Genomic DNA, 12,285 nt, shown 5'->3' with positions numbered 1-12,285 from the left:
GCATACATAGGCATTCTTTATAGCATCATACCTAAATCCTTCTCTTCATTGACCCGATTCCGTGGTCAATTGGGATGATAACTACCAGGTAAAGAAATGAAGCCTTTAATATGGCGTGCCTCTAAAGAAGCATGGAGCCGATGCTCAGGCACGTAGCAGGTCCATTCTGGCCTGAGCCAAAGCCTCCATCGGCTAGTAAATATTGGATCGGTAGCCCGTAGTGATTTAGTGTATATGATAGCTTGTCTACAATAGGTAGTAGATGTTTAGAATCACGTTCATCGGCCAAATTTGCCTCTATATGCGTAATTACATGTTTATAGGAATCTACAGCCATGCTAGACAGATAATATAGGCGAGAGGGCTTACCAGGCTTTTGATTGATACGTGCATCATTGTCTGTCAGACTTTGATGAGTCGTGTTGTTTCTTCCTTTCTTTGTAGGCTTTGCTATTTTCTCCATAGCAGTGAAGGGAGGTTTTAACTCTGAAAGATCAGCAGTGTCAATTTGTTTAGCCTCTCCCTTGAGTAACTGCCATGCTAGTATAGCTTTTCGCTTAAAGGTATCTAATGAGGCATTTGCCTCAACAAAAGCAGCGTCTACTACCTGTGTATGCCCACTAACTATCCCTGCTTCTACACACTTAGAGAGTATCCTCTGAAAACAAGCTTCAAACACACTACTTGGTAATCGCTTCCGTGTACGGGATAAAGTACTGTGACGGACCTAAGATGAAATCTTATTTCAGGTCCAGGTAAACGCTCCCCAAGCCGATAATCTAGGAAATAAAGAATATCTAGTCGCATTTGACTCTTTTTGATAAGAGCCCGCTCGGAACACAAGTTTTCAAAATGGGCCACCAATTGTAACTTGAAAAATACGACTGGATCTATTGACTTTTGCCCACACTTGCCATAATAAGGGGCTACCGCTTTGTGTAAGAAGGTCAAGTCTAACAACGGCTTTAAACGTCGGTAGAAATTATTTTTTGGAACATAGTCCTCTATGGCCTGTGAAAGGCAATCCTTGATAAATTTTCTTTTGCCTACCATTCATGAATTTACACTTCATAAGCCAAAATTAAAAGTTAAGGATGTGCAACAGCCACGCCCCTTTACTGAAACTTCATTGCTATGGCAAGAAAGGAACTGACATTTTCAATCGTTTTTTATAAACCTATGTTAGGACAAGACCCGTTAAAAATGGAAGTGACATACTCACTTCTCTTCTATACTAAAAATCTTAAGTAATTAAACACAATTAAGTATAATATTTTCATCTACTTCAAGTTTTTTAAAATCAAGTTTAAAGTAAGTACCCAATCCTGAAAAGATGGTATAAAGTGCCTCCTTAAGCGCTTCTACAGACAGATAGTCTTCGGCTTTGAGCCAATGATATTTCACCTGCTTCCAAAATCGTTCGATCCTGTTAAGATGAGGACTATACTTAGGCAGCAAAAAGATGTATAATCCTTTCTGTTCCCATTCTTCTTTTTTGACTTCCCATAGGCCACATGTATGCCAGGAGGCGTTGTCTAAGACTATGACAGTAAACTTGGAAATAGATGTTGAGAAGGCCTCTACACATTCAATGATAAAGTCAGCGTTTAGACTCCCACTTTTCTGATAAGTAAGCAACTCATTATTTGTACTTAACAAGCCAAATACATTTATCCTTGTACTTCTTTGGGATAAAATAGGGGCGTGTTCGCCTTTTTTGATCCATCCATAAGGTACACAAGGGGTAAGGCAAAACCCTGATTCGTCTCCAAAATATAAATCTATACTGCCTGTCTGTGCCAAATAAAGCAAAGCATGTAATCGCTTGACTTTCTGCTCATATGCTTCTTTGTTTTGCAATGGCTTTATCCATTTACGGAAACGTTTCCATCGGTAGTCAATTTTTTTAAAAACCGCTTCAAGGTCATCTCACTCATAGCCGTGCCTAATTTAGCTTCTATCTCTCGCTTAGCTAATTTAAGTTGTTGTTTTTCTTTCTCTATGCTATTTTCCACTACTTCAACATGGGTAGCATTACTGGTAGTAAGGATGGGTTTTCTGCCTTTCCCTTTTTGGTTCTTTAACCCTACCACACCTGTTTTCTCAAAGCGATCAAACCACTTATAAATACTTAACTGACTTACTTGAAAAATGCTTGCTAACTTCTGTACTTGATAGCCTTGATTGGATAACAGTATACATTGGCAACGGTTACGTTCCTGATAACTTTTACTATCTTTATGAATCTTCTCTAAGTCTTGTTTTTGCTTGTCTGTAATCTTCTTGATATAACGCATAAGCAAAGATACAATTTGCCAAAATCTTATACTTAATTGTGTACTCTTACTTATTAAGGGTGTTGATTAATGTATTATCAATAGTAGAATAAGCAGAAATTACTATAGGCTCTTTAATCAAAGATTATCGTATGATTTTTTTATGTATTTGTATAAAATATAGCCGAAGGTGAGAATAAAAATGAAAAGAATAACAACTAAATCAATGGTTTGATTATAAAATACAGCCAGTGAAATCTGGATAAAAAAGAGGAAGAGCCCCCAAATTGTTTTTTTCATTTGTTTACGTTTTCACATCATCCAATTCAAATCACTTTATTTATCTGGTGCATGAAGTATGCAATCTGATTATCGGTTAGCAGCAATTAATTAAATAGCCTGTTGTTTCCCTTTTTAGCTTAATGAATAAGCTAAAATGAATAAACTTATAAATAAGTGGTTAAAAACTCAGCCAGCAAGCCAGCTCCAATTCCAAAAAGGAAAGTAATGCCAATCAATACCAGCGGAACTTTGATCCCGCCCAGCTTTTGCCGGGTAAGCACTAAGGTAAATAACCCAAAAGAAGGAGCTGTAAAAACCATAGCCGCAATAGCCCCGTTGGAAAATCCGAGTTGCAACAGCATCGTTCCGAGTAAAATTTCGAATAAAACGGGGACGGAAAGCATCGTTCCAATAAAGGAAATGATTGCGATAACCATCAGCGGATTGTATTCAACCACCTCATGAAGTACTTCATTTGGAACCAGCACCCGAAACAGAGCGGTCAGTAAGGTGCCGATTAGCATCAAGGGAATTAATTTATAGGCAATATTTCCGATGGCGATCAGCCAGTCTTCGAATGTTTTAAGTACCGTTTGCGGAAATGAATTCTCCGGTAAGTAACAGGAGATCAGGTTGAGCGCAGGTTCTTTGGCTTGTAGATTTTCCTGTTTTACCACCCACCGGGATACCAGCGGTACAATGCCTACAATTAGGATGGCACTAAACACCAGCCTGGAAATAATCACTGCCGGATGAAATAAACTGAACATGGTAACAATTCCAATGATGTTTAATAACGCCCCGCCAAGTATGACACCTAAGGTAGCTTCCGGGCTTCCTCCCTGAGAAGTCAATCCTACACCAGTTACAGCTGAACAATTGGCGCACATATTCAGCGGCATACCAAAAACACTTCCTAAGGCAGCTCCTTTCACACCTCTGAAGGCTACTACCCGCTCAAATTCTTTCCAGGATAAATGCAGCGAAAGGGCAGCACCTCCAATTATTACAGCGAAGGTCATTCCTGTAGCATTGGCTTCCCAGAAGTTGGCACAACTCTTTAAAAAGGCCATACCAAAATGATCTTCTGGTTCAACATGGAACCGTTCGTGGAAGTTAAGCTCTCCGTGGTCATGCGGTTTTTGACAGTTGCCTTCCGTACATATCACCTTCATCTGTTCGGCTTTAATCCGGCTACCAGCTAAAAAAAACACTAAAACACCAATCAGGATAATCAGTTTTATTAGATTTTCGCGGTTCATCTTGTTATCTCAATAATCAATACGCTATACTTTCATCAACACCTCAATTCTGCTGTAAAATAGGCAAGAAAATGAACACTATTTCATTTTCTTGCCTTCTTATTATTTCCAGAGTCAGGTGGAGCAATGAATCAATTATTCCCTTAGGGATTGGGAACAATCAATTTATTAGCGGAAAGTTCTCCACTGGGGATCGGCCAAATGTAATTACCAGCGGTTGGGGTAACCTGAGGGGCCGTGCCAATAGAACCAACTTTAGCCGGTAAAGACTGTCCTCTCCGTTGCAGATCTCCTAAGCGGAACCCTTCTCCGAGCAATTCAATTCTCCGTTCGGTTAGAATTCTGTTCAGCAAAGCCTCTTTTGTGTTCATCTCCGCATCAGGAAATACAAAATTCGCATTCGACCTATTACGAACGGCTTGCAACAGGGAAGCAGCTTTTGGTAAATCATTCTGGTTTGCAGCAGCCTCAGCGTAGTTCAACAAAACTTCGGCATACCGGATCACGGGTACATAATCCCTGAAAGGAGCTGTAGTGACTAAAAATTTTCTCAACACCTTTTGCTTGGCAGAATTGGTTCCAATCAGCAAGGACCGGGCATCTTCCGGGGAGTTGAGTGCAGGATCACTGGCAATACCATCTTTGGTTAGAAAAATAATCGGTTGACTCACGTAATTAAAAGCCAGGGCACTCTGGGTAGGAGGTGTTTCGGTGGTTGAATTAATAAAGGGAATGGAGAGTATAACCTCAGGGCCTGTATAACTGCCGCTAAAAACCGCAGTAATCGAAGGCTCTAGTTTATGCGTAAGTGAACCAGCTGTATACTGGAAAGGCTTGCTGGCTGAAACTAGTTTAGAAGCTTCCCCCATGACATTCATATAATCTCCCTGGATCAGGTACACCCGGCTTTTTAAGGCTATGGCTGTACTTTTATGCGCTCTCGAGGTGTTTAAGATGGCCGAGGAGTAAGCAACCGGCAGGCTGGCTTCCGCCTCATCTAAATCCTTCAGAATCTGGGTATATACCTCAGCAACTGTGCTTCTGGCCAGGTCATTGTTTCCGGCAGTAGTAATGGCCGATAAGCGCAGCGGTACTCCTAACGCATTTTTATCTAGGACATACGGTTTGGCATAGGTCTGCACCAGACTCAAGTAACTCAGGGCCCTAACGAATTTAGCCTCACCTGTGTATAATTGCCGCAAAGAATCTGAAATAACCGTTGTCCGGCTCAGCTCATCCATAAGTATGTTGGAAGCATTAATAGCTGAATAAGCCGCCGACCAGACATTATTGACAAAATCGTTGGTAGAAGCCACATTTTGATTCCACACGGCAGAGCCTGTAGCAGCATTCCCATCATTCTGTCCAAATTCATCGGCCCGCTGTTCATTAAAAATAATGTATCTTCCCCCGTAAAAGGTTGGATTCTGCAGTTGACGGTACAGATTATTTACCTGTGCCAGTATTTTACCGGGCGTATTGAACGCATCCTTTTCTATGACGGATGTTTGTGGTACCGTATTCAAAAAATCATCCTTACAGCCAGTGAGTCCGATAGTCCATAGGACACTTAGCACCAGCATCCACTTGTATAATGTTGTATATGAAGTTTTCATGTTGATTTTTTAGGCGTCTCTACTAATTAAAATCCTATATTTAAACCGGCTGTAAATACCCGTGCGGTAGGTGGTACATTCTGATCCTTACCTGAATGAATGGAATTTCCATTAATGGAAACTTCCGGATCTGAACCCCGGTATTTAGTGAGTGTAAATACATTCCCGGACTGGACAAACACGTAGGCACTAGAAATTTTTCCCTGCAAGAATTTATTATCTAATGGAATATGATACCCCAGGGAAATATTCCGCAGCTTCAGGTAAGAGCCATCCTCTACCTTATACGTACTACTAAAAGAGAAACCTGCCGACACATTGTCTCCATAATACAGCTTCTGGATTTCTGTTTTCTGTCCGGGAGTTGTCCACCGGTCTTTAATGAAGGTTCCGTTGTTGAAATACCGCTGATCAGAGTTGGTAGCCCTGGTTCCGTTATAAAGTTTATTGCCCCCTACAAAAGTGAAATTGAGGTTTAAATCAAAGTTCTTGTAAGTAAGCGTCTGATTAATGCCGCCAAAAATCTTGGGCAGGGATGGTCCCTGAATTTTACCGTCCTTATAATTATCAATAGCTGGAGCAGGGCTACCATCCAGGTAAGTCCATCTGGGCGAACCTACGTGGTTGTATTGTACGGTATTTCCTTCACTGTTGACAAACATCATCAAACCATTATCCGGATTTACACCCAGGCAGGGAACGGCGAAAATAGATCCGATGGAATAGCCTTCCCGCGTCATGTTATGCACCCCAAAAATGCTGGGAACAAAAACATCACTGGACAAGGAGGTTACTTTGTTTTTGAGTGTAGCCACATTCACACTGGCGTTCCACCTGAAATCACTGCCGTTAATGATCACCGCATTAACCCCCAGTTCCACACCTTCATTATATAAGCTGCCCACATTGGCATTGATGTAGTTATTAGGAATACCTGCTGAAAGGGACTGAGGCTCTTTGAGAATCAACCCATCCACTGCGTTTTTATAATAGTCAAAATCCAGGTTGATCCGGCTCTCCAGAAAGGATAGATTTAAACCAATGTCTAACTTGGTGCTTTTCTCCCATCGTAAATTAGGATTGGCTGCCTGGGAATAGGAGAGCGCAGGAAGTCCGCCATAGGTATAGGAATTGTACATTCCAATGGCCGGATAATCCCCGATTTCGCTGTTACCCACAATGCCATAACTGCCCCGTAATTTGAGGTTATTGACCACTTGAGATAGGGCCGATTGCTTGTAGAAGGCTTCTTCAGAGATATTCCAGCCAATGGAGCCACTGCCAAAATTGCCATACTTTTCGCCTGCCGCCAGTGCCGATAATCCGTCCCTGCGGAAGGTGAAGCTCAACAGGTACTTTTTATTAAAATCATAATTGATGCTGGAAAAGTAGGATAATAAGGCGTTCTCAGAATAGATATTTCCTGTAGGTGAAATATTTCCGAAAACACCCTGGTACATATAATAAGAAGGATCAGCCACATTTGATTGCTGCGCTCCCCAGCCATCCATAGTTGTTTTTATCCGCTCCATTCCCAGCAATACATTAAAATGGTGAGCATCCTGAAGATTAAAGTTGTAAATCAGGGTATTAACAAAATCAGTGCGCAAATATTTTGTATTGGTATTGGTAGCAGCTCCGTTGGCAGATGCACCTCCTCCATTGACCGGATTCAGAAAAGATTTATTCTCAACCAGCAATTGATTCAAGCCATAACTGGTTCGGAACTTCAGATTCTCCAGCAGGTTTATTTCCGCAAAAATATTTCCTAACAAAGTGTTGTTCTCCGAAGAATTTTTATCCAGTTGTAAAACCGCTTCTAAGTTATAGGCATTGATGGTCCCAACCAGGCTGGGAATATTGGCTCCATAGCCTACGCTGTTTCCGTTTTGAATATTAAAACTTCCATCTGGCCTAAAAACAGGTACGTTGGGAGGCAGTACGTAGGTCATCCGGCCCAAAGGCTCATTGGTAATGTAATTGGTATTGTAAGAGGAAGAAGACATAGAATTGCCCGAAATAGCCCCGGTATTAGGCCCGGTATTCAGGGATTTGCTGCCCATCAGATTAGCCCCAACTTTGAGAAAATTATTCAATTTATGGTCAATATTTAACCGGGCTACGCCTCGTTCATAGGTATTGTATCGGATAAAACCATTCTGAGTAGAATAACCTGCCGAAAAGAAATAACTGGTCGCTTCATTGGCCCCAGACATGCTAATGTTATGATTATGCGATACACCAGTGCGGTAGGCCACATCGTACCAATTGGTGTTGACCGTGCTTCCGTCCGGGTTCTCCATTAAAGCAAAGCCGGGTTCTCTACCGGCATTCACCATCGCCTCATTTTTAATCATCGTATAATCCTGCGCATTCAGGAGGGGTGGCAAATTATAGGGCGTACTCAGGCTCACCCAGGTATCATAACTTAGCTTAGGTTTACCTTTGCCTTTTTTGGTGGTGATGACCATAACCCCATTGGCGGCTCTGGACCCATAAATAGCGGATGCAGACGCATCTTTTAACACATCAATGGATTCAATGTCATTGGGGTTAATATCCGCCAGAGGATTGTTACCAATCAGGCCACCAATGGAGCCGACAAAAACAGTAACTCCATCTACCACCACCAGAGGAAACAAGCCCGAAGTAATGGTATTAAGCCCCCTGATACGCATCACCGGTGAGTTATTTAATACGCCAGTGTGTTGTAGAATATCTACGCCGGCCGCTTGACCACTCAAGAGCTGATCGAAGCTGACAGATGGACGGTTTTCTAATTGCTTGGCATTTACCAGGGCAACCGCTCCGGAAAATTCACTTTTCCGCTGAACATTGTAGCCGCTTGACACGACTACTTCACTCAATACATTCACTTCTTCCTGCAACTGGATGGTAATGTAATGGGGTGAGTTCACCTGGATCGCTTGTTCCTCAAAACCCAGGTGCCGGATAACTAAAGTAACCGGTAAGGCAGAAATGCCAGTCAATGTAAACTCACCGTTTTCCTGCGAAGTAGCCCCTTTGGAAGAACCTGAGACCTGAATGGTAACACTGGAGAGTGGCAAACCGCTGGTGGCATGAACTACTTTCCCACGAAGGGTAGCCTCCTGGGCTTGAACTGGAAAAACGAGAAGTTGATTTACAACCAGGATGAGGCAAGCAAGTAGACCGGCTTTTATCCTAAAAGGAATGAAATAAACAGATGAGCGGTGATTGATTTTGGTAACTTCCGAAAGAGGATGTATAGGTATATTCATTGGTCCTTAGTTAAATTGTTTAATATACTTGGCAGACCGATTCTTCTGATCGATCTGCCGGTTTGTTCAATCAGGCGTGCTGCTGAGAAGCAAGCGCAGCTTCGGCCAGTTTGGTGCCTTCAATACGGGCAGCAATTTTAGCAAAAGCGGTGTCCCGGGTGGTGGAAATATCATCGCAAAAAGGCGAAAAGCCACAATCATCGGTCGTACCCAATTGGGAAAGAGGAATATAGTCGGCTGCTTCCAGAATCCGGTCCCGAACCTGGCTGGGCGTTTCAACTTCCGGATTAAGCACATCAATTACACCTACAAAAACCACCTGGTCAGGCTTTAGGTATTGTTGGATGGTGGCCAGTACCTGCTTGCGGTTGGTTTCGCTTGCTAATTGCAGATAGAAGTTTTTCACTTTTAACTCAAACAATTTAGGGAGAAAGTCCTTATAATCTACATCGGCACTATGGGTGGAATCATGGTCACCACCCGGACAAACGTGTACGCCCAGCTTGCTTCTTTCTGCTTCTGAAAAACGCGATAACACCTGATTATTCAGGTCAATGAACTGCTGTAAAAGATTACCCGAAGGATCAAGTTTGAGTGCTAACCGGCCTTCGGTAAAGTCAATCTGCACTTTATAAGCACCTGCCTCGAAGCATCGCCGGATTTCGGTTTCATGTTCATTGAGTAAGTCACCGATAAACTCTTCACGTGAGTATCCTTCTATACCTTCTGTAGGGTAAAGCAGACTTAAAGCGGAAGCAGAAATAACGGCCTGCTTGAGCGGAAGCCGGGTGTATTGCTGTGCCTGTTTGAGGTATTGGTCAGCATAATGGGTGTAGCGGAATGGGCCCGATTTAAGCGCAGGTAACTGGCGGGTATGTCCGTCGGCGAAGGGGATGACTGCTCCATTGGGAGACAAGATAGTAGAGCCCTCGAGTGGATAGGTAACAAAACTGGACTTGGTCTGTTCTCCATCAGTGAGGACAGAAGAGCCGGTTTGCTCCAGTAATTTAATGGTTTCCTGCAAGGACGCCTGGTAGAGTGCTTTGAGTTGAATAGTAGCTAAGCCCTGATGAATAGCTTCAATTAGCTCCCGTTTGCGTGGGATGCTGCCAATAGATTCGGTTGGAATAGTCATGATAAAGGTTAGTTAAAGTAATAAATGATTGGATGAACTAATGCATAAAGAGTCAGCATAATACATGGCATTACACCGACTCATAATAGATTTCATTACATAAGTTATGCTAGACCAGTGCATTTATCTGTGAGTTTAGGTTCTGGAATCTACATCTGTATAAGTAGGTAGCATTATTGTCCATGCCGGTCAGGTAAGAAACATTGATTTTGAAGGCAAAGCGATTATTGATGGATCTGGTATAGCGCAGGGCAACATCATAAACCGGCGAAGCATCGGCAGAAGAAGCACTTATATGGATAATACCTATTTTAGTTATTGCCCTCAAACTCTGAAACTGGAAAGGATATTTGCTGCGCATCATTAGTACGCTGTTAAAGGAAACCCGGCCATAGGGCGCAGAAGCTGAACCTGGAATTAGTTCATAATTTCTACCTTATCTAAAGACGCATTTAAAAGGATATTTAACAGAAAGTACAGATATTCAAACGTAAAACATGCGTTGCAACCAGTTCCTGTCTAGCTGCAGATAAACCTTCGTTAGTTTACAGAAGTACTTGGGCTACGCCATTCAATGCTCTGGCCGTTTGAAGCCACTACATCATCAGTCCAACAATAGCGTCCATGTTATTATCAAGGTGTACATATGCCATATACGTAATTAAATTTTGAGGTGAAATAGTTTAACAAAACAAGATATTAGACTTATGAATAATTTGATGAGGAAATACTTCAATGAGTCAAGTTCTTATTTGAACTTGGGAATTTCTTATTTGAGCAAAACTCTGTTTTGTAAATGGAATCATAATTAAATTAGACAGATACGAACTAAAAGGCAGTAAGTATCCGGCTCATTAGTTTATATGATTCATTTTCTAAAGGGAATTTTGTTGTCAATCTTTCATGGATGGGAGCTATCTTGTAAATAAATAATCACCAATCAGCACCGATTCGAAAGAATCACAAAGACAGATTTTGAGAAGAAAAACCGCCCAAATATGACCCATAGGGCTATGTTACTATTAAATTCAATATCATGTTTGTGAGACAGACTTACTAATTCACCTGTCTATTAGGATATTACTGAGGAAGAAATATTAACAAGTGTAATACTTTCAGTGATGGCACATTATAACAAATTTCAAGAAAGGAGAGATTATTTTATCTTCCCTTTCGAATTAACTACAGAGAACGGTACTTTCAATAAAGAAAAGGGAGATATTTTGTCAACCTATGGCCAGTAAGAGCATTCTATAATTTCTATTCTACTTATTAATATCCACTTATGTTCTGCTTTTGCTCTCTAATTTCCTCCCAGTTAACGGTTCTGAACTTACGACAGTGGTAGATTTTTAGCACTAACGTATTCTAAAAGCACCTTGTCTGCCATCTTCGGCAAGCTTATATTACTAATAGGGGGTAGTGTCTTTATTTTCTTTGTTAAGCTATCAAACTTACTCCAGACAAATCGGCTTTTCCACTTTTCAACAATTCATAGGTGATCCGGTCAGCTTCACAGTTTATAAATTGAATCTTTTTTAGCGTTTTGCATTTAAAAAATGTGTGCTTCAAAGTCATATTTTTAAATACTACTTTACTGAAAGCACAAAACTCAAAAGCACAATCTTCCATTAATCCTTGAAAAACGATGTCGCTGATAGCTGTTTCCTTAAAGGAGGTGTGTTTCCAAACGGCATTTTCAACAATACTGCTTTGGAAATTAGCTCCAAAAAATTCGGCCCCTGAAAAATTGGTAGAACTAAAACTGCAGTTTTTTACACTTGTTTTTGAAAATTCTGCGTCTATCAGAGAACAGTTGTCAAACTTGGTATCTTTTAAGGAGGATGATTGGATTTTACTGTTCCTTAAATCTGTACCAGTAAAATCACACTTTTCAATAGAGTTGCTTTTAAGCAAAATTCCAGACAAGTCTGAACCCATAAACTTGCAATTCTTCAGATTGGAGGAATCCAGTTTTTCTTGTACATCCTTCAATCCTGAAAGGTCCACATCAACCCAGTTTCCTTTTGACATATCCCAATTCCAGCCAAACTTCTTCTTAGGCTTGAAAGTTTGATTTTCATCTATAGTTGTTTGAGCAGACCTTGAAGTAGACACATCCGGGTTGTCAGAATGGAAACTTTCCGAAAAGTAGTTAAGATCAACCTTTAATATTTCTGCAAGATGGTTTAGGGTTGAAATGTCGGGCATGGATTCTCCACGTTCCCATTTACCAACTGCTTGTGGACTGATCGAAACCTGCTGAGCAAGTTCTGCTTGAGAAAGATTATGTTTCTTTCTTGCCAGGGCAATCTTATTGCCAATTGATTTTGAATGAAGCATCCTTCTATTTTGTTTTTGATGCTACAAAATTATCCCGCCAAAGTGTTCTTATGCAAATAAAACCCGCTACTATTAGAGGCTTTTATCCTACCTTTAGTTGTTTTATGATAA

General features: G+C 41.2%; 10 protein-coding genes. All 10 read right to left on the bottom strand.

What is annotated here, in order from left to right:
- Window positions 1–121: 121 nt before the first annotated feature.
- Complete coding sequence (locus GXP67_RS34985; protein WP_162441320.1) at window positions 122–679, bottom strand: hypothetical protein; 558 nt, start codon at window positions 677–679, stop codon at window positions 122–124.
- Complete coding sequence (locus GXP67_RS38440) at window positions 637–1,053, bottom strand: transposase (protein ID WP_162441319.1); 417 nt, start codon at window positions 1,051–1,053, stop codon at window positions 637–639. The genes GXP67_RS34985 and GXP67_RS38440 overlap by 43 nt, the downstream gene beginning before the upstream one ends.
- A 198-nt stretch (window positions 1,054–1,251) precedes the next feature.
- Entirely contained in the window at window positions 1,252–1,860 is a 609-nt protein-coding gene (locus tag GXP67_RS34975; protein ID WP_232064508.1) for an IS630 family transposase, read from the bottom strand.
- 5 nt (window positions 1,861–1,865) lie between these two features.
- Window positions 1,866–2,297: a helix-turn-helix domain-containing protein gene (locus tag GXP67_RS34970; RefSeq protein ID WP_162441276.1), complete on the bottom strand. Its 432-nt coding sequence runs from the start codon at window positions 2,295–2,297 to the stop codon at window positions 1,866–1,868.
- Window positions 2,298–2,722: 425 nt separating this feature from the next.
- Window positions 2,723–3,820, bottom strand: coding sequence for a permease (locus GXP67_RS34965; RefSeq protein ID WP_162447424.1), 1,098 nt, complete (start codon window positions 3,818–3,820; stop codon window positions 2,723–2,725).
- 143 nt (window positions 3,821–3,963) lie between these two features.
- Complete coding sequence (locus GXP67_RS34960) at window positions 3,964–5,436, bottom strand: RagB/SusD family nutrient uptake outer membrane protein (RefSeq protein WP_162447423.1); 1,473 nt, start codon at window positions 5,434–5,436, stop codon at window positions 3,964–3,966.
- Between the two features lie 26 nt (window positions 5,437–5,462).
- Window positions 5,463–8,696: a SusC/RagA family TonB-linked outer membrane protein gene (locus GXP67_RS34955; RefSeq protein WP_162447422.1), complete on the bottom strand. Its 3,234-nt coding sequence runs from the start codon at window positions 8,694–8,696 to the stop codon at window positions 5,463–5,465.
- Between the two features lie 70 nt (window positions 8,697–8,766).
- Window positions 8,767–9,831, bottom strand: coding sequence for a cobalamin-independent methionine synthase II family protein (locus GXP67_RS34950; protein ID WP_162447421.1), 1,065 nt, complete (start codon window positions 9,829–9,831; stop codon window positions 8,767–8,769).
- A gap of 109 nt (window positions 9,832–9,940) precedes the next feature.
- A complete protein-coding gene (locus GXP67_RS34945) occupies window positions 9,941–10,195 on the bottom strand; it encodes a hypothetical protein (protein WP_162447420.1) in 255 nt (84 codons plus the stop codon).
- Between the two features lie 1,076 nt (window positions 10,196–11,271).
- On the bottom strand, window positions 11,272–12,174 hold the full coding sequence (locus GXP67_RS34940) for a helix-turn-helix domain-containing protein (RefSeq protein WP_162447419.1): 903 nt from the start codon (window positions 12,172–12,174) through the stop codon (window positions 11,272–11,274).
- Window positions 12,175–12,285: the final 111 nt, after the last annotated feature.

The sequence above is a fragment of the Rhodocytophaga rosea genome, from assembly GCF_010119975.1.
GTDB classification, from domain to species: Bacteria; Bacteroidota; Bacteroidia; order Cytophagales; family 172606-1; genus Rhodocytophaga; species Rhodocytophaga rosea.
The sequence above is the reverse complement of the archived record's forward strand: the minus strand, read 5'-3'. Positions and strand labels throughout refer to the sequence as shown.

What these genes read in the sequence shown, in the direction of transcription:
- GXP67_RS34950 (WP_162447421.1), bottom strand. Translation starts at nt 9,831, where the DNA reads ATGACTATTCCAACCGAATCTATTGGCAGCATCCCACGCAAACGGGAG.
- GXP67_RS34955 (WP_162447422.1), bottom strand. Translation starts at nt 8,696, where the DNA reads ATGAATATACCTATACATCCTCTTTCGGAAGTTACCAAAATCAATCAC.
- GXP67_RS34960 (WP_162447423.1), bottom strand. Translation starts at nt 5,436, where the DNA reads ATGAAAACTTCATATACAACATTATACAAGTGGATGCTGGTGCTAAGT.
- GXP67_RS34970 (WP_162441276.1), bottom strand. Translation starts at nt 2,297, where the DNA reads ATGCGTTATATCAAGAAGATTACAGACAAGCAAAAACAAGACTTAGAG.
- GXP67_RS34940 (WP_162447419.1), bottom strand. Translation starts at nt 12,174, where the DNA reads ATGCTTCATTCAAAATCAATTGGCAATAAGATTGCCCTGGCAAGAAAG.
- GXP67_RS34945 (WP_162447420.1), bottom strand. Translation starts at nt 10,195, where the DNA reads ATGATGCGCAGCAAATATCCTTTCCAGTTTCAGAGTTTGAGGGCAATA.
- GXP67_RS38440 (WP_162441319.1), bottom strand. Translation starts at nt 1,053, where the DNA reads ATGGTAGGCAAAAGAAAATTTATCAAGGATTGCCTTTCACAGGCCATA.
- GXP67_RS34965 (WP_162447424.1), bottom strand. Translation starts at nt 3,820, where the DNA reads ATGAACCGCGAAAATCTAATAAAACTGATTATCCTGATTGGTGTTTTA.